Source organism: Pseudonocardia sp. NPDC049154, assembly GCF_040648315.1.
Taxonomy (GTDB): Bacteria; Actinomycetota; Actinomycetes; order Mycobacteriales; family Pseudonocardiaceae; genus Pseudonocardia.
Map to the genome: position 1 here is coordinate 16,515 of NZ_JBEZDN010000085.1, position 17,157 is coordinate 33,671.

Here is a 17,157-nt window from a genome sequence, read left to right on the forward strand (position 1 = left end):
GGCGGTGAGCGTGCTCCGAAGACGGTGCATGGTCAAGCAGACCGGGCGATACGACGCCTATAGTTCCGTCATGAGCAACACGGAGCGCCACCGCGACGGGGGCGTGCAGTCCGTGGACCGCGCCATCACCGTCCTCGAGATCCTGGCCCGCCGCGGGGAGGCCGGGGTCAGCGAGGTGGCCGCCGAGCTCGACGTCCACAAGTCCACCGCCTTCCGGCTGCTCGGTGCGCTGGAGGACCGGGGACTCGTCGAGCAGGCCACGGACCGCGGCAAGTACACCCTCGGGTTCGGACTGATCCCGCTGGCCGGCGCCGTCTCCGGGCGGCTCGACGTCACGCGGCTGGGCCGGGAGGCCTGCGAGCGGCTGGCCCAGGAGTTCGGCGAGACCGTGAACATCGCCGTGCTGCAGGACCGGCACGCCGTCAACGTGCACCAGGCCCGCGGCCCCTCGACCGTGCTGACCTACAACTGGATCGGCCGCATCACCCCGCTGCACTGCACGTCCAGCGGCAAGGCGCTGATCGCCTGGCTCGACCCGGCCGACCTGAACCCGCTGCTCAAGGACGTGCTCGACCACCCGGAGCGGTTCACGAAGAAGACCCTGACCACCCGCGACGCGGTCGTCGCCGACCTGGGCCGGGTCCGGGCGACGGGGTACGCGGTCGTCATCGAGGAGTACGAGATCGGGCTCAACGCCGTCGGCGCGCCCATCCGGGACCAGACCGGCGGGGTCGCCGCGGCCCTGTCCCTCTCCGGCCCCAGCTACCGCCTCCCGCCGGAGCGTCTCGAGGACCTCGCGCCGACCGTCGTCACCGCCGCCCGGGACATCAGCCGCAGGTTGGGCTGGTGGGACCAGGAGTGAAACGAGCAGCAGCACTGTTCGATCATGCGCCCAGGACGCTGGTGCTGACCGGAGCGCAGCGCGGACCGGGGCGACGATGCGCTCCGGGTCGTCCCGCTTCGTGAAGCGGAACATGCGCCAGCCGGCGGCGACGAGCGTGGTGAAGCGCGCCGTGTCCCGCAGGACCTGTTCCGAGCCGCACCCGGACAGACGTACACATCCGGGAAGACCCGGCGGTACCGCGGGCCGCGCAGCGTGCCGGGCGTCACGAGGCCCGCCGCCACCGCGGCCGAGCCGCGGAAGGCCACCGGCCACCCGGGCACCTCGGTCCGGGCCTCGACGCTCACCATGGCGCGAGCCTGCCGGGGACCGGACGATCTTCGCGGCGTGTCGGGAGAATCGACCGTCGACGATCAGCACCAGCGCGTTCGATCATGGTTCGACCGCGCTGGTGCTGATCGCACGCCGGGGTCAGGCGAGGCGGGCCTGCACCCAGTGGTGGAACTCGGCGATGTGGTGCTCGCTGGGGACCAGCGCGCCGCCGTGGGCGTAGACGCGGCTGGACATGGCGGGCTGGGTGCGCTCGCAGGCGGCGAAGTCCTGGGCGTTGACCCGGTGGAAGAGTTCCACGGAACGGTCCAGGTCCACGCCGGACTTCACGACCTCCGGCAGGAACAGCCAGTCGCACTCAACGAGCGTGCGGTCCGCCGCGACCGGGGTCATCCGGTGCACGATGACGTGGTCGGGCACGAGGTTCACGAACACGCCGGGGCGGATCGTGATGGCGTAGTACTTCCGGTCCTGGTCGTCGGCGATCCCGGGGATGCGGGCGTGCCCGGCCGAGCCGTCGACCGTGAAGCCCTGCACCTGCTCGCCGAACTCGGCGCCGTGCCCCACGTAGTACTGCGCGGCGTAGCCGTCGGCGAACTCCGGGAGCACCTCGGTGAGCTCCGGGTGGATCGTCGCGCAGTGGTAGCACTCCATGAAGTTCTCGACGATGAGCTTCCAGTTCGCCGCCACGTCGTAGGAGATCCGCCGGCCGAGCGCGAGCCTCTCGACGCCGTAGTGGTCGATCGACTCGACGTCGCCGAGCCGCGTCACCACCGCCCCGATCACCTCGTCCTCGAACGACGGCGGCTGCTCGGCCACGCAGACCCAGACATAGCCGAGCCATTCCCGGACCGCGACGGGCGCGAGGCCGTTGGCGAACCGGTCGACGTCCGGCATCCGGGTCAGGTTGGGGGCGGCGATCAGCTTGCCGGTGAGGTCGTAGGTCCACGCGTGGTACGGGCACTGGAGCTTGTTGCGCACCTGCCCCTCCGGCTCGACGCAGAGCTGCGCGCCGCGATGCCGGCAGACGTTGAAGAACGCACGGACGACCTCGTCCCGGCCGCGGACGACCACCACGGACTCCCGCCCGACCTGCACGGTCCGGTAGCTGCCGGGGCCGGCGAGGTCCGCGGCGAGGGCGACGCACACCCACCCCGCCTCGACGATGCGCTCCTGCTCGGCCGCGAAGATCGCGGGATCGGTGTACCAGTGCCCCGGCAGGGTGGGCACGAGGCTCGTGGCGAAGGCGGAGGCGGAGCTCGCGGAGCCGACCATCGGGGCGGAGGCGGAGCTCGCGGAGCCGACCATCGGGGCGGAGGCGGAGCTCGCGGAGCCGACCATCGGGGCGGTGACCGGGGGTTGCTCGAGTGCGGTCATGGGCGGAGGCGCTTTCCCTCGGGGTCGAACAGGGGCTCGGCGGCGACGACGCCGGGCAGGCGGGCACCGAAGTACTCGACGGCCACCGGGGTGCCGGGGGCGGCGAGGTCGGCGGGCAGCCAGGCGTAGGCGATGGTGGCGTCGATCGTGGGGCCGTAGGCGGCGCTGGTCACGTACCCGACGGCGGTGTCGCCGGAGTAGACCGGCTCGGCGCCCATGACGACGTCGTTCGGGTCGTCCATGAGGACGGGGACCAGCCGCCTGCGCGGGTCGGCCGACACCGCCGCGGCACCGGGGTACTCCCCCGGCTTGACGGCGAACGCGAGCCCGGCCTCGGCGGGCAGGTCCTCGCTGGTCATGTCCACGCCGCTGGCCCGGTAGCCCTTCTCCAGCCGCAGGCTCGTGAAGGCGTGCCGGCCCGCGGCGACCATGCCGTGCCCGGCGCCGGCGGCCCACAGCGCGTCCCAGAGGGCCAGGCCCTGGTCGGCGGAGGTGTAGAGCTCCCAGCCCAGCTCGCCGACGTAGGACACGCGCAGGGCGAGCACCGGGACCGCGCCGATGTGGATCTTCTTCGCGCGGAAGTAGCCGAACGAGAGATCGTCGGCGCTCACCGACGAGAGGACGTCGAGCGCCCGCGGGCCCCACAGCCCGACGCCGCAGGTCCCGGAGGTGACGTCCCGGACCGAGACGCCGGCCGGGGCCAGGCGCCGCAGCCGGTCGACGTCCACCTCGCCGTTGGCCCCGACCTGGAACAGCTCGTCGCCCAGGCGGGTCACGGTGAGGTCCGAGAGCACGCCCCCGGTCCCGGTCAGCATCAGGGTGTAGACCACCCGGCCCACGGCGACGTCGACCTTGTTGCTGGTCAGGCCGTCGAGGAAGGCGCAGGCGCCGGGCCCGGAGACCTCGACTCGGGTCAGCGGCGTCATGTCGTAGAGGCCCACGCGGTCCCGTGTCGCGAGCGCCTCGGCCCCGGCGACCGGCGACCAGTGCCGCGCGGCCCAGCCCTCGCGGGTGGGGATCCGGCCGACCTCGGGCAGGTCCGCGTTGGACTCGAACCACAGCGGCCGCTCCCAGCCGCCGATCTCGGTGAACACCGCCCCGAGCTCCTGCTGGCGCAGGTGGAACGGGCTGGTGCGCATCGGGCGCGGCCCGGCCGGGGGGTCCAGCGGGTGGAGGATGTCGTAGACCTCGGCGAAGTTGCGGGACGCGCGCTGCTCCACGTACGCCGGGCTCCGCTGCGCCTCGGTGAAGCGGTTGAGGTCACAGGCGTGGACGTCGAGCGACGGGTGCCCGTCGACCAGCCACTCCGCCAGCGCCCGGGCGACGCCGCAGGAGTGCGTGACCCACACGGCCTCGGCGACCCAGTAGCCCTGCAGGTCGGGGTGCTCGCCGAGCAGCGGCATGCCGTCGGCGGTGAAGGAGAACACGCCGTTGAACCCGTGCTCGATCGCCACGCCCTGCAGCGCGGGCAGCAGCGCCTGCGCGTCCGCGTAGGCCGGCGCCCAGTCCTCCGGCGTGAAGTCGAACGACGACGGCATCTCGGTGTGCGTCGGCAGGTTCGCCGGGTCGACCGGGATCGGCCGGTGGGCGTAGGAGCCGATGCCGAGCCGCTCGCCGTGCTCGCGGAAGTACAGGTCGCGGTCCTGGTGGCGCAGGATCGGCGCGACGGCCTCCCGCGACCCCCGGTCCCGCAGCCCCGGCACCGGAGCGGTGCGGGCGTACTGGTGCGCCATCGGCAGCAGCGGGGTGGGCAGGTCGACCAGCGCGCCGGTCAGCGGCCCCCAGAACCCGGTGCACTGCACGACGACGTCGGCCGGGAAGGTGTCCCCGCCCCCGGCGGTCTCCGTCCGGACCCCGGTCACCCGGCCCTTGTCGCGGAGGATCTCCACGACCCGCTGCTCGCCGAGGAACCGCGCGCCGCGGGCGATCGCCCGCCGGGCCTGGGCCTCGACGGCGCGCGGGGCCTTGGCCAGCCCGTCCGTCGGGATGTGCAGGCCGGCCAGCACGCGGTCGGCCGGCACCAGCGGGTGCAGCGCGGCGCACTCGTCCGGCCCGACGACCGCCGACTCCACGCCCACCGAGCTCAGGAACCCGTGCCGGCGCCACAGCTCGTCGACGCGCGCGGGCTCGGTCGCGACCTCCAGGCCGCCGACCGGGTTGAAGCACCGGCGCTGGTCGGGATCGGGTCCGTCGAGCTCGAGGGAGCTCATCTTCTCGACGGTGTACTTCGCGAACCGCGCCATGGTCCGCGAGGGGCTCGCCTGGAACACCAGCCCGGGCGCGTGCGAGGAGGACCCACCGGGCAGGGACAGGGCGCCCCGGTCCAGCACGGTGACGTCGGTCCAGCCCCGCTCGGTCAGCTCGTCGGCCACGGCGGCCCCGACGACACCGGAGCCGATGACCACGACGCGAGGCGAGGTCGTGCCGCTCATGAGGCCACGTACCGGCGCGCGCCCGCGGGCAGGTGCGGGATCCTCTCCGAGAGCTTGACGTACACGGCCCCGTCCTCGATCACCACGGTGTGCGTGCGGACCGGGTACTGGGCCACCAGGCCGTCGGCCTCGCCGGTGCGCAGGTCGAAGATCGCCGCGTGCAGCGGGCACTCGACGGCGCAGTCCTCCACGAACCCGTCGGCGAGGGAGGCGTCGGCGTGGGTGCAGGTGTCGTCGACGGCGAAGAGCTCGCCGTCGTCGGTGTGGAAGAGGGCGACGGGCGGACTTCCGGGGAGGTCCGTGAGTCGCAGGGCGGCGCCGCGCGGGAGATCGGCGAGCTGGCAGGCGAAGTTCATGTGCCGCGTCCTCGAAGGCCGGTGTGACAGGCTCTGTGCGTACTGCGGAACACGCAGCATCACGCGCAACACGTTGAGGCCAGACTCCACCCACTGTCAAGGTGAGGAGGACAACCGGTAACAGGATGTCCGGATTCGATCCGGAGCGGAAAAGAGCCGGTAACAGGCGCTACGCCGGACGGCCGAGCAACATCGGGTGGCGTGGGGGCGCCGGTGACCTCGAAGGCACGGGCGGCGCGACCGGCGTGAGGTGGGGGCTTCGCTCAGGCGTGGGTTCCGCGCTCGGGCGGCGTGAGGGGGTCCTGCGCTCGGGGGACGCAGGCAACGGAAGGGGAGGGCCCGCCCGGCCGTCGACGGGTCGGGCGGACCGACCGCGGTCAGCGGGCGCGGCGGCCCCGGTTCCAGCCGCCCAGGATGCCCAGGGCGTCGAGGAGGCCGGCGCTGAACTTGCCGAGTGCGCGTCCGAGGTTCTTCACGTGCGTCTCCCGAGATACGTGCGGACTGGGGGCGGACACCCACACGCTCTCAAAAGGGTGACGGCCGTGCACGCCTGGGGGCCACGGGTGGGTGAAGGTCGTGACCCGGGGTCCACGCACCCGACGCCGCTGGTCCCCGGCCGTGCCCCGGGCGGTGCGCTGTCGATCGGGGAGCCGAGGGCGGTGCGGACCGCTGCGGTGGACGTGCGTCACGGATCGGTGGGCGGCACGGACGGCGGCCGGGATGGGATGCTGGCCCCGACCCCCGGAGATCGAGAGCAGGAGCGCACGTGACCGTCACCGTCGTCGTCGGCAACCCGAAGCCCGCCAGCCGCACCCTCCAGGCCGGCACCGCGCTGGCCGAGAAGCTCACCGGTGCCGCGCCCGACCACGTGGTCGACCTCGTCGAGCTGGGCCCCGGCCTGCTCGGCTGGGGTGACGAGGCCGTGGCGGCCGCCGTGAAGACGGTGCAGGAGTCCTCTCTGGTCGTGTTCGCCAGTCCGACCTTCAAGGCGACCTACACCGGGCTGCTGAAGCTCTTCCTGGACCAGTTCGCGGGCGGCACCGGGCTGCAGGACGTCGTGGCCGTGCCGCTGATGCTGGGCGCCGGGCCGGGGCACGCGATGGCGCCCGACCTGACCCTCAAGCCGGTCCTCTCCGAGCTGGGCGGCACCTGCGCGCTGCCGGGCCTCTACCTCATCGACGCGACCTGGTCCGAGGCGCCGGAGCTCGACGCCTACGCCGAGCGCTGGAAGCCGGTGGCCACCGCCCTGATGGCCCTGCGGTGACCGGTCCGGCCGATCCCGCGGTGACCGCCCTGCGCGAGCTCGGCTCGCAGCTCGACCGCACGCTCGCCGACCTCACCGAGGCCCGCCGGCGCGTCGACCAGCTCGAGCGGCTGCGCGCCGACGGCATGAGCTGGCACGAGATCGTCACGCAGGAGGAGCGGCCGCTGGTCGTCGAGGCGGTCACCCGCGCGCTCGACGACCTCGGCACCGTCGGCGGGCGGTTCCGCCGCGAGGAGGCGCGGGCGCTGCACCGCGAGGACGTGTCGATCACCCGGATCGGCAAGCTCTTCGGGGTGAGCAGGCAGCGGGTGTCGGCGATCCTGCAGGAGCCGCCGCGCCCGCGGGGCGGGGACGTCAGCGCCGGTCGGTGATCTCGACGCCCAGCGCGGCGAGGAGCAGCGCCCCGACCGGCGCCAGCTGGTCGGGGCCGATCCGGCAGCCGCGCAGGGCGACCGGGCCGCGCAGGTCGTCGACCGTCGAGCCGTGCAGGTCCGTGCCGGCCAGCCGGGCGTCCTCCAGCGAGGCCTCGCCGAGGTCGCAGCGCAGGAACGCGCAGTCCTGCGCCGTGAGGCGGTAGAGGTCGGCGCCGCGCAGGGAGGTGTCCTCGACGTGCAGGAACGCGCCCTTCGCCATCCGGAACCGCGCCAGGTCGGCGCGGCAGCCGGAGATCCGGACGTCGTTCAGCCCGGCGCCGTTGAGCTCGGTGCCGGTGAACCGGCAGTCCGTGAAGGTCACGCGCGTGAACACGGCGTCGTCGAGCACCGCGCCGGAGAAGTCGCAGCGGTGGAACTCGGTGTCGCGGCAGTGCAGCCCGCTGAGCGTCCGGCCGGCGAGATCGACCCCGGAGAACCGGCACTCGTGCAGCCGCAGGTCCGCGACGTGCTCCGGGAAGAGCACGTCCGGCCCCGCCTCGACCCCGTCCCACAGGTCCCCGTCCTCGGGCGGCCCGGCCGCCGGGTCGTACGACGACGGCAGGTCGGGCGGGTCGGGGCGGGTCTTGGTCGTGCGGGTCGAACGGGTCCGGCGAGCCACGGCGCGACGCTACCGGGGCTCCTCGCACGGACCGGGCGCCCCCGGCAGCAGGCTCGAGCGGGCGGGTCTGCTCTCTGCTCGCCCGGCGGACGCCGCCGCGGGGCGGACCCCGCTCGTCACGCGCGCCCGACCGCCTCCTTGACCGCCTCGGCCGGCGCGAGGACGGTGGACGGCCCGGTGGACCTACCGGCCGGGAGAACGGTCCGGGGGACCCGCCGCCCGGCTGCACCGCACCGCTCGAACCCGCCGCCCGACCCCACCGCACGGCTCCGCCACGTCGACCCACCACTGCACGCAAGACCCACCGCCGACCCACAGGGGGTGTCATGTCCTCGCAGACCGGCTTCTTCTCCCGCTTCGGCGACGTGTGGTGCACGGGGAAGGTCGACGTCGTCGACGAGCTCCTGCCCGCCGACGTCGCCTACCACCTGCCGCCCTTCCCCGACATGGACCGAGAGGGCCTCAAGCAGCTCATCACGGGCTTCCATCAGGCCTTCCCGGACTTCTCGCTGACGATCCACGAGGAGATGCGGGACGGCGACACGACCACCGCCCGGTGGAGCTGCACCGCGACCTTCACCGGTGCGTCGCCGTTGCTGCCGCTCGCGCCGACCGGCCTCGCCACGGAGGGCTCCGGGGCGCACGTCATCCACTGGTACCGCGACACGCCGATCGAGGTGTGGCACTTCGGGGACTGGCTCGGCTGGCTGCAGCGCTGCGGCGTGATGCCGCCGCTCGGGTAGCCCCTCCGCGAGGAGAAGCGCCGAGGTACGGCCTGGCGGCGAGGGACAGCCGTCAGCGGCGGCCGGCGGTGCGGCGGTGGCGGAGCACGGCGAGCGGCCGGACGATGAGGGCGGCGACGCAGAGGCCCAGCACGAGGGCGGGCGGGGCGCCCGCCGAGACGGCGGCGAGGAGGCCGCCGGCGAGCACGACCATCACCACGGCGGCGACCACCGCGAGCCGGACGGAGGGCTCGGCGACGCGGCGCCGCAGCCGTCCGACGGGGCGGGCGGTCGGTGCCAGGCAGGCCCGGCGGAGCACCCGGAACTCCCGGACCGCCGGCCTCGCGTTAGCCATGTCTAACTGCTACCCCTCGACACCCCTACACAACAAGGGGAATCTCAATTTCGGACGCACGTCTCACGCGCCGGGAACGCCCAGCACACGGTCCAGATAGGCGTTGCGGAAGCGGCCCTCGGGGTCGAGCCGGTTCCGGAGGGCCACGAAGGCGTCGAAACCGGGGTAGAGCGGGCGCAGATTGGCGGCCGTGCGGCTGTGCAGCTTGCCCCAGTGCGGACGGCCGGCGAGCGCCGTCATCACCGACTCGACGGCCCCGAAGTACGCCTCGTGCGGACGGCCCCGCGCGACGTGCACGGCGAGGTAGGCGGTGTCCCGGCCCGACGCCGTGGACAAGGGGACGTCGTCGGCCGCGGTCACCCGCACCTCGACGGGCACCGTGACGTCCTGGGCGTGCCGCGCGGCGGCCGCCCGCAGCCCGGCGAACGCCTCCCCCAGGGCCTCGCGCGGCACGGCGTACTCCATCTCGAGGAAGCGCACGCGCCGCGGGCTGCAGAACACCCGGTACGAGCGGTCGACGTACTCCGGCGCGGCCATCCGCCCCGCCATCAGCCGGTTCAGCCGGGGCACCAGCGCGGGGACCCGCGCGCCCAGCCCGCAGACGGCCGCGAAACCGGCGTTGCCCAGCAGCTCGTCGCCGACCCACTCGGTGACCCGCCCGCGGCGGGGTCCGTCCAGCGCCGTGCGGTTGTTCCGCTTGAGCACGGCGAGGTCGGTGTGCGGGAACCAGTAGAACTCGACATGGTCGTTCGTGGCGGCGAGCTCGTCCAGACCGGCGAGGACCTCGGCCAGTTGCAGCGCCCGCTCCACGGCGTGCAGCCGGAACGCGGGCACGGTCTCCAGGGTCACCGCGGTGAGCACGCCCAGCGCCCCCAGCCCCACGCGGGCGGTGTGCAGGACCTCCGGGTTCTCGTCCGGTGTGCAGCGCAGCACCGACCCGTTGGCCAGGACCATCTCCAGGCCACGGACCTGCGCGGCGATGCCCCGGTACGTCGCGCCGGTGCCGTGCGTGCCGGTGGAGATCGCGCCCGAGATCGTCTGCGCGTCGATGTCGCCCAGGTTCGGCAGGGCCCGGCCCTGCTCCCAGAGCAGCGTGTTGAGCGCCCGCAACGTCAGGCCGGCGGGCACGGTCACGAGGTCGCCGTCGAGCGTCGGCCCGGGACCGGCCGGCGGCCGCACCGCAACGCCGTCGGGCACGCCGATCCCGGTGAACGAGTGGCCGCTGCCCAGCGCCTTGACCCGCAGCCCCTCCCCCGCGGCGGCCTTGACGGCCGAGGCGACCTCGCCGGCGTCGTGCGCCTCGACGACCCGGACGGGGCGGGTGCGCTGGTTGCCCGCCCAGTTCCGCCAGGTCACGGCCGGCTCAGTCGACGGTGCCGGCGAGCAGCGGCTCGAACCGGACGTCCGGGAACTTCCGGATCACGACGTCCATCCGCCACTTGTTGCTGAACACGGCCAGCCGCACCCCGTCGCTGCGCACGAGCACCTCGCACTCGGACTGGCGGGCCAGCGCGACCTCGCCCTCCTCGTCCGTGACCCGGGCTACCTGGTAGGGCAGGTGCTCGAGGGTGATCGGGGCGGAGAACTCGGACTCCATCCGGGCGGCCACGACGTCGAACTGCAGGGGGCCGACGGCGGCGAGCACCGGCGCCTGGTCGCCCCGCCGGTCGGAGCGGAGCACCTGGATCACGCCCTCGCCGTCGAGCTGCTCGATGCCGCGGCGGAACTGCTTGCTCTTGCCGGCGTCGGCGCAGCGGGCGACGGAGAAGTGCTCGGGCGCGAAGCTCGGGATGGCCGGGTAGTGCACCGGCTCCGCCGCATAGAGGGTGTCGCCGGGGCGCAGGGCGTTGGCGTTGACCAGGCCGACGATGTCGCCGGGGAAGGCCTCCTCGACGGTGGTGCGCTGGTTGCCGAACACCGACTGCGCGTACTTCGTGGCGAAGGGCTTGCCGGTGGCGGCGTGGGTGAGCACCATGCCGCGCTCGAAGCGGCCGGAGTGGATCCGCAGGAACGCCATCCGGTCCCGGTGCGCCTTGTCCATGCCCGCCTGGACCTTGAAGACCAGCCCGGCCAGCGGGGCGTCGAGCGCACGCGGCCGGCCCTCGGCGTCCTCGCGCTCCGACGGCGACGGGGCCAGCTCGACCAGCGCGTCGAGCAGCCGGGCGACGCCGATGTTCGACAGCGCCGCGCCGAACAGGACCGGGGTGGCGGTGCCGGCCAGGAAGTCCTTCTCGTCGAACTGCGCGCCGATCTCCTCGAGCAGGGCCAGCTCGTCCTGCGCGGTGGACCAGAACTGCGGCTCCTCGGCGGCGATCACCTCGGCGGGCACCGCCTCGGCCGCGGCCCGGGTGGCCCCGCCCGCGGCGCGGGTGAAGCGGGTGAACTCGCCGGTGGCGACCTCGATCAGCCCGCGCAGCTCCCCCGCGACGCCGAGCGGCCAGGTGACGGGCATCGGCCGCAGCCCGATCGTCTGCTCCACCTCGTCGAGCAGCTCGAGGGCCTCGCGGCCGGGCCGGTCCCACTTGTTCACGAAGGTGAGGACGGGGATCTTCCGCGAGCGGCAGACGTCGAACAGCTTCAGGGTCTGCGGCTCGAGGCCCTTCGCGGCGTCGAGCAGCATGACGGCGGCGTCGACCGCGGCGAGCACCCGGTAGGTGTCCTCGGAGAAGTCGCCGTGGCCCGGGGTGTCGAGCAGGTTGATCACGGCACCGCCATACTCGAACTGCAGCACCGCGCTGGAGACCGAGATGCCGCGCTGGCGCTCCATCTCCATCCAGTCCGACGTGACGCCCTTGCGGCCGGACTTGCCGTGCACCGCGCCGGCCGAGTCGATGACCTCGGCGTGCAGCGCGAGCGCCTCGGTGAGCGTGGACTTGCCGGCGTCGGGGTGGCTGATGACCGCGAACGACCGCCGCCGCCCGGCCTCCGCGAGCACGTCGCCCGCCACCCGCTCGGCCGATCCGACCTGCACCACCTGCGCACTCCCTCCGCCGCGCCCCCGTGGCACGCGCCGTGATCCAGCGTAACCACCGTTGCGGGGTGCCCGACGGCTGCGGGTGCCCGGCGGATCGTGTCGTCGCGCACCCATCGGTCCCCCACGGGCCTTCCGCTCCGGTCGTCCGGGCTGTCACGATCGCCCGGTGGGGACGCTCCTCGAGCGCGCGGCCGAGCTCGAGGCGCTGGAGGAGGCCGTCACGGGGGCGGCCTCCGGCGCCGGCTCCGTCGTGCTCGTGGCCGGCGAGGCCGGCATCGGCAAGACCAGCCTGGTCCGCGCGTTCGCGGCCCGGGTCTCCGCGCGCGCCCGGGTGCTGGCCGGGGCCTGCGACGACCTGTTCTCCCCGCGTCCGCTCGGCCCGCTGCGGGACGCCGCGCGGCACCCCGGCGTGGGCCCGCTGGCCGCGGCGGCGCGGACGGGCGACCGGGAGGCCGTGATGGGCGCCGTCGTCGAGGAGCTGGCCGGGCCGGGACCGCCGACGGTGCTGGTGGTCGAGGACGTGCACTGGGCCGACGAGGGGACCCTCGACGTGCTCCGGCACGCCGGCCGCCGGGTCCCCGACCTGCCCGCGGTGCTCGTCCTCACCTACCGCGACCGGGATGCACCGCCGGGGCACGCCCTGCCGACCCTGCTCGGCGCGCTCACCGGTCCGGCGGTCCGCCGCCTGGCTCCCCGGCCGCTGTCGCCGGCGGCCGTGGCGCGGCTCAGCGCCGGCACGGGTGCCGACCCCGCGGCGCTGCACCGCTCCACCGGCGGGAACCCCTTCTTCCTCACCGAGGTGATCGCGTCCGGGACCCCGGCGGACACCCCGCCCGCCACGGTGGTCGACGCCGTGCTGGCCCGGATCCGGACGCTCGACGATCCCGCCCGGGAGGCCCTGGACCGGCTCGCCGTGGTGCCCGGGGAGGTCGAGCTGCCGCTGGCCCGGGCGGTGGTCGACGACCTGACCGTGGTCGCCGAGGCGGAGCGCCGCGGGATCCTCGAGGTCCGGCCGACGGCCGTCGCGTTCCGTCACGAGCTGGCCCGCCGGGCCGTCGAGGACGCCCAGCCGGTGCTGGGCCGCATGCGGCACCACGCCCGTGTCGTCGCCGCGCTGCTCGCCGCACCCGAGCCCGACCTCGTGCGCGTCGTGCACCACGCGGTGGCCGCGGGCGACGAGCGTGCCGTCGCCGAGCACGGTCCGGAGGCGGCCGCGCAGGCCTGCCGGGCCGGGGCGCAGACGGAGGGTGCGCGGCTCTACGCCGAGGTGCTGCGGGTCGCGCACCTGCTCGACGAGCCGACCCGGATGGCGGTGCAGGACGCCTACTCGTGGGCCCTGTTCCACGCCGGTGCCGGGGAGGGGGTGCGGGTGGCGGCCGAGGCCGTCCGGCTGCGGGAGGACGGCGATCCCCGTGCGCTCGCGCACGCGCTGGCCGTCCTGTCCGTGCAGCAGTGGTCGGACCAGCAGCCGGCCGCGGCCCTCGGGTCGGCGACGCGGGCCGCCGGACTCACCGAGGCCGGCGACAGCCCGGAGCGGGTCTTCGCCCTCACCCACCTGGGCACCCTGCTGGTCAACCTGGACCGGGAGGCCGAGGCGCTCCCGCCGCTGGAGGAGGCGGTCGCCGTCGCGGTGCGGGCGGACGGGCGCACGCCGCCGGTGCCGCTGGTGTTCCACGGCCGGGCGCGGATGGCGCTCGGCGACGAGGACGGCTACGCCGAGGCGCGCCGCGGCCTCGCCCTCGCCCGGGAGGCGGGCGACCAGGACGCCGCGATGATGGGTTACCTCAACACCGCGATCGCGCTGTGGCAGCGCGGGCGGTACGACGAGATGGACGCGCTGCTGGCCGAGCGGGAGGAGTTCGGGCGCGGGCGGGACTTCCCGTTCTTCGACCACTCCTGCCGCTCCTACCGGTTGCGGCTGCGGGCCCTGCGGGGCGGCTGGGACGCCGCGGAGGCGGGCTACCGGACGATCCTGCGGCGGTCCCGCGGCCGCGGGGTGCTGCTGCGCTACTGCCTGCCCGGGCTGGCCGTGCTCGCCGTGCGCCGCGGCGACGACGACGCCCCGCGGCTGCTCGCCGACGCCCTGGCCTACGCCGAGGACTCCGCCAGCGCCTTCCAACGGCTCCCGGTGCTCGCGGCGGCCCTGGAGCACGCCTGGCTCACCGGCCGGGCCGCCCCGGCGCACGTCGCCGCCGCCCGCGACCTCCTCGCCCGCACCGACCGGCCGGGCCGGGAGCGGGAACGCGCCGAGGTCCTGCGCGCCCTCGCCCGGCTGGGCGAGCCCGTCGTCCCCTTCCGGGGCTGCCCGCCCGAGACCCTGGCCGCCCTGCGCGGGGACCGGGTCGGGGCCGCGGCCGGCTGGGCGGCGATCGGCGCGCCCTACGAGCGGGCGCTGGAGCTGGCCGCGACGGGGGATCCCGCGCGGGCGGCCGAGGCGCTCGAGATCCTCGACGGCCTCGGTGCCCGTCCGGCGGCGGCGCGGGTGCGCGGCACGCTGCGCGAGCTCGGGGTCCGGCAGGTCCGGCGGGGCGCGCGGGCGGCGACCCGGGCGCACCCGGCCGGGCTGACCCCGCGCCAGGCCGAGATCCTCGCGCTGGTCGCCGAGGGCCGCACCAACACCGAGATCGCCGAACGGCTCGTGCTCTCGATCCGCACCGTCGACCACCACGTCTCGGCCGTCCTCGCCAAGCTCGGGGTCGGCAGCCGCCGCGAGGCCGCCGACTATGTGGCCGCCGCCCGCGCCGACCCCGAGACCGACCCCGACGCGAGCTGATCCGCCGCGTGCCGGGCCGTCGCGGCGGCGATGGCGTCGGCGTGCCGGCGGTCGAGCTCCGCGTGCCGCGACCGGGCGTGCCGGGCGGCCTCGACCAGGCGCGCACCCGAGTCCCGGAACCGCGGCACGACGTACCGGGCGAACAGCTCGTAGCTGCGGGTCGTCGCCGCGGGCCGCGCCCACTCGTGGTGCATCAGCAGGTAGGTGCCGAATCCGCCGGACTGCTCCTGCAGCCGCTCGATCTGCGCGATCGCGTCGTCCGGGGTGCCGACCACACCGAGCCCGGTCTCCGTCACCCATGCGAGGCGCTCGTCGAAGGTCGTGCCGCCGGCACGGAAGTGCGGCGCGGCCAGGACGTCCTGTGTGTAGTCGGCCCAGTCGTCGAGCCCGAAGCGGACGTCCTCGACGGCCTGCGCGCGGGTCTCCCCCAGGTGCATCGGCCCCACCAGGCGCCACCGGTCGCGCCGCGGCGGCCGGCCGTACCGCGCGCCCTGCTCCTCCATCACGTCCCAGTGCCGGGCCAGCGCGTCGAACCCGGCCCGGGTCGTCGCCCCGAGGGACAGCAGCCCGAGGCCGTGCCGGGCCGCCACCCGGGCGCCGGTCGGCGAGGCGACCGCGGCGGCCGCGACCTCGAGCCCGTCGCCGTACGGGGCGAGCTGGCTGCGGGCGTCGACCAGCGAGTAGCGGCGCGTGCGGTGGCTGACGGTCTCGCCCCGCAACAGCCGGACCAGCACGGCGACGTCCTCCTCGAAGGCCTCGCGCTGCTCCTCCGGCGCGATCCCGATCATGGTGGCGTCGGTCGGCAGGGCGCCGGGACCGACCCCGAGCAGGAACCGGCCGCGGGACAGGTGGTCGAGGAACAGCGCGCGGTCCGCCGTCCACAGCGGATTGTGGTAGGGCAGCGAGACGACGCCGGTGCCGAGCCGCAGGTGCCGCGTCCGGTGCAGGGCGTGCGCGATGAACAGGAACGGGTCGGGGATCAGCTCGCTGCCGCAGGAGTGGTGCTCGCCGACCCACGCCTCGTCGAAGCCGAGCCGGTCGACGAGCTCCAGGACGTCGAGGTCGGCGGCGTAGGCGGCGGTCGGGTTCTGCCCGGCGGGGCAGTGGTACGGCGCGAGGAACAGGCCGAACGACGTGCGGGACACGGGTTCTCCTCCGGGTCGGGGTGGTCAGCGGCCGGGCAGGGCGGGTTCGGCGGCGGCCTGCCGCGCCAGGCGTGCGGCCGCCCGCCGGCTCGGCACGCCGAGCTTCTGCAGGATCGCCGAGACGTGGTGGTCGACGGTCCGCACGGACACCACGAGCCGGGCGGCGATCTCGGCGTTGGTCAGGCCCTCCCCCAGCAGCTCCAGCACCTCGCCCTGGCGGGCGGTCAGGCCGGCGGGGTGCGCCCGGGTGTCCGGACGGGGCCCGCGGGGCACCCGGTCGACGCCCAGGTCGCGCAGCCGCGTGCGGACGAGCCGGGCGGCGGGTCCGGCGCCGAGCTCGTCGAGCACGGTGAGGGCCTCCAGCATCGGCCCGGGCTCGCCGGACTCGGCGAGCTCGAGGGCCCGCTCGTACGGGTCGTCGATGCGGGCCCACTCCTCCGCCGCGCCGCGCCGGCCGAGCAGGTGCTCGGGGCGGCCACCGGCGTCGTCGACGGGCAGCCCGCACCGCCGGGCGTAGCGGAGGACCTCGCCGCGCTGGCGTTCGACGCCGGGCCGGTCCAGCCGCCGCAGCAGCAGCGCGACCCGCTCGCCTTCGGCCCGCGGGTCGCCGGCGAGCCACGCCCGCTCCAGCGACGCCAGGGCGGCCGGCACCAGCACCGGCAGGATGTCCGTGCGCTCGGCCAGCGCCCAGGCCCGCTCGAGCAGCCCGCCGGCCTCCGGGTCGCCGCGCCGCACGAGCAGCCGTCCCAGGTGCGGCAGCGTCTCCCGGTGCAGGATGCCCGCCTGCGGCGCCGCCTCCAGCAGCTCGCGGAACCCCTCCTCCGCCTCGTCCCAGCGGCCCTCCTGGGCGCGCAGCTGACACAGGTGCGCCTCCAGCGTGTAGCCGTGGGCGCGCAGCTCGATGCCCGACGTCCGCGCGGCGCCCAGCTCGGCGTACCGGCGGACCGCGTCGTCGCGGCCGAGCCGCCGGGCGGACTTGACCAGGGCCGTGTAGCCCAGCGCCACGAACTCGCGCTGCCCCTGGGCCGACGCGTCCGCCACGCCCCGCTCGAGCAGGTCCAGGCCGGCGCAATCGCCGAGGAAGGCGGTCGCGAGGCCGCGGTAGATCATGCGGACGGACGCCAGGGAACCGGACCCGCCCAGCGCGTCGAGCTCCGCGAGCCCCTCGCGCTCGCGGTCGGCCAGGACCAGCAGGAAGCCGCGGTAGGACCGGGCGAGCTCGACCACCTCCGCGTCGTCGGCGGTGCGGGCGGCCTGCACGGCCTCCTCGATCGTCGCGCCGGCCCCGGCGACGTCGGCGGCGAGGTAGCGGTGCCAGGCGAGGCCGACCAGGGCGCGGGCCAGCGGCGCGGCGTCGCCGAGCCCGCGCCGCAGGGCGACGGCCTCCTCGGAGAGCGCGACGGCCTCGTCGAACCGCAGGGCGTTGTACAGCTCCCAGGCGTGCTCCTCGGTGACCGCCGCCCGCTCCTCGGGGGCGAGCAGCCCGGCGTGCGGGCGCAGCTGCTCGTAGCGGGACAACGCCTGCTGGTGGGCACCCGCCCGGGCGGCCCGGCGCG

General features: G+C 75.4%; 14 protein-coding genes. 5 read left to right on the forward strand and 9 right to left on the reverse strand.

The genetic code is table 11. The annotated features are described in order from the left end of the window. Positions 1-70 precede the first annotated feature (70 nt). Positions 71-862, forward strand: coding sequence for an IclR family transcriptional regulator (locus tag AB0B41_RS30080; RefSeq protein WP_358209275.1), 792 nt, complete (start codon positions 71-73; stop codon positions 860-862). Positions 863-1,312: 450 nt separating this feature from the next. On the opposite strand, the gene AB0B41_RS30085 is transcribed toward AB0B41_RS30080, so the two are convergent. The 3 genes from AB0B41_RS30085 to AB0B41_RS30095 all read right to left on the reverse strand — a co-directional run bounded on the left by AB0B41_RS30085 (position 1,313) and on the right by AB0B41_RS30095 (position 5,336). Next, positions 1,313-2,446 carry an aromatic ring-hydroxylating dioxygenase subunit alpha gene (locus AB0B41_RS30085; RefSeq protein ID WP_358209299.1) on the reverse strand — a complete coding sequence of 378 codons (1,134 nt, stop codon included), beginning with the start codon at positions 2,444-2,446 and terminating at the stop codon, positions 1,313-1,315. A gap of 98 nt (positions 2,447-2,544) precedes the next feature. Further along, positions 2,545-4,980 (reverse strand): FAD-dependent oxidoreductase, encoded by a 2,436-nt coding sequence (locus AB0B41_RS30090; RefSeq protein ID WP_358209277.1) that lies wholly within the window; start codon positions 4,978-4,980, stop codon positions 2,545-2,547. Then, positions 4,977-5,336, reverse strand: a complete 360-nt coding sequence (locus AB0B41_RS30095; protein ID WP_358209279.1) for a bifunctional 3-phenylpropionate/cinnamic acid dioxygenase ferredoxin subunit — start codon at positions 5,334-5,336, stop codon at positions 4,977-4,979. Before AB0B41_RS30095 ends, AB0B41_RS30090 begins: the two co-directional genes overlap by 4 nt. A gap of 766 nt (positions 5,337-6,102) precedes the next feature. Between AB0B41_RS30095 and AB0B41_RS30100 the strand changes: the two genes are divergently transcribed. Together AB0B41_RS30100 and AB0B41_RS30105 are read left to right on the forward strand one after the other, a co-directional pair. Further along, a complete protein-coding gene (locus AB0B41_RS30100; RefSeq protein ID WP_232870103.1) occupies positions 6,103-6,600 on the forward strand; it encodes an NAD(P)H-dependent oxidoreductase in 498 nt (165 codons plus the stop codon). Then, the gene (locus AB0B41_RS30105) at positions 6,597-6,971 is read left to right on the forward strand and encodes a hypothetical protein (protein ID WP_358209281.1); all 375 of its coding nucleotides are present in this window, start codon (positions 6,597-6,599) and stop codon (positions 6,969-6,971) included. The genes AB0B41_RS30100 and AB0B41_RS30105 overlap by 4 nt, the downstream gene beginning before the upstream one ends. On the opposite strand, the gene AB0B41_RS30110 is transcribed toward AB0B41_RS30105, so the two are convergent. Further along, positions 6,955-7,632 (reverse strand): pentapeptide repeat-containing protein, encoded by a 678-nt coding sequence (locus AB0B41_RS30110; RefSeq protein WP_358209283.1) that lies wholly within the window; start codon positions 7,630-7,632, stop codon positions 6,955-6,957. The two genes, AB0B41_RS30105 and AB0B41_RS30110, sit on opposite strands and share 17 nt — an antisense overlap. A gap of 326 nt (positions 7,633-7,958) precedes the next feature. Here AB0B41_RS30110 and AB0B41_RS30115 point away from each other — a divergent pair, with 326 nt between their 5' ends. Continuing rightward, a complete protein-coding gene (locus AB0B41_RS30115) occupies positions 7,959-8,375 on the forward strand; it encodes an ester cyclase (protein WP_358209285.1) in 417 nt (138 codons plus the stop codon). Between the two features lie 52 nt (positions 8,376-8,427). Here the strand turns inward: AB0B41_RS30115 and AB0B41_RS30120 are convergent, their stop codons facing one another. The 3 genes from AB0B41_RS30120 to AB0B41_RS30130 all read right to left on the reverse strand — a co-directional run bounded on the left by AB0B41_RS30120 (position 8,428) and on the right by AB0B41_RS30130 (position 11,683). Next, positions 8,428-8,709 carry a hypothetical protein gene (locus AB0B41_RS30120; protein ID WP_358209287.1) on the reverse strand — a complete coding sequence of 94 codons (282 nt, stop codon included), beginning with the start codon at positions 8,707-8,709 and terminating at the stop codon, positions 8,428-8,430. Positions 8,710-8,772: 63 nt separating this feature from the next. Next, positions 8,773-10,065: a D-arabinono-1,4-lactone oxidase gene (locus AB0B41_RS30125; protein WP_358209289.1), complete on the reverse strand. Its 1,293-nt coding sequence runs from the start codon at positions 10,063-10,065 to the stop codon at positions 8,773-8,775. Between the two features lie 7 nt (positions 10,066-10,072). Beyond that, complete coding sequence (locus AB0B41_RS30130; protein WP_358209291.1) at positions 10,073-11,683, reverse strand: peptide chain release factor 3; 1,611 nt, start codon at positions 11,681-11,683, stop codon at positions 10,073-10,075. A gap of 166 nt (positions 11,684-11,849) precedes the next feature. Between AB0B41_RS30130 and AB0B41_RS30135 the strand changes: the two genes are divergently transcribed. Next, entirely contained in the window at positions 11,850-14,456 is a 2,607-nt protein-coding gene (locus tag AB0B41_RS30135; protein WP_358209293.1) for an AAA family ATPase, read from the forward strand. On the opposite strand, the gene AB0B41_RS30140 is transcribed toward AB0B41_RS30135, so the two are convergent. After that, positions 14,405-15,601 (reverse strand): LLM class flavin-dependent oxidoreductase, encoded by a 1,197-nt coding sequence (locus tag AB0B41_RS30140; RefSeq protein ID WP_358209295.1) that lies wholly within the window; start codon positions 15,599-15,601, stop codon positions 14,405-14,407. The two genes, AB0B41_RS30135 and AB0B41_RS30140, sit on opposite strands and share 52 nt — an antisense overlap. 24 nt (positions 15,602-15,625) lie before the next feature. Beyond that, positions 15,626-17,157 (reverse strand): LuxR C-terminal-related transcriptional regulator (locus AB0B41_RS30145; RefSeq protein ID WP_358209297.1); only part of this gene is annotated, 1,532 nt, incomplete at its 5' end.

Coding starts and splice junctions, on each gene's coding strand:
- AB0B41_RS30080 (WP_358209275.1), top strand. CDS start 71: ATGAGCAACACGGAGCGCCACCGCGACGGGGGCGTGCAGTCCGTGGAC.
- AB0B41_RS30085 (WP_358209299.1), bottom strand. CDS start 2,446: ATGGTCGGCTCCGCGAGCTCCGCCTCCGCCTTCGCCACGAGCCTCGTG.
- AB0B41_RS30090 (WP_358209277.1), bottom strand. CDS start 4,980: ATGAGCGGCACGACCTCGCCTCGCGTCGTGGTCATCGGCTCCGGTGTC.
- AB0B41_RS30095 (WP_358209279.1), bottom strand. CDS start 5,336: ATGAACTTCGCCTGCCAGCTCGCCGATCTCCCGCGCGGCGCCGCCCTG.
- AB0B41_RS30115 (WP_358209285.1), top strand. CDS start 7,959: ATGTCCTCGCAGACCGGCTTCTTCTCCCGCTTCGGCGACGTGTGGTGC.
- AB0B41_RS30120 (WP_358209287.1), bottom strand. CDS start 8,709: ATGGCTAACGCGAGGCCGGCGGTCCGGGAGTTCCGGGTGCTCCGCCGG.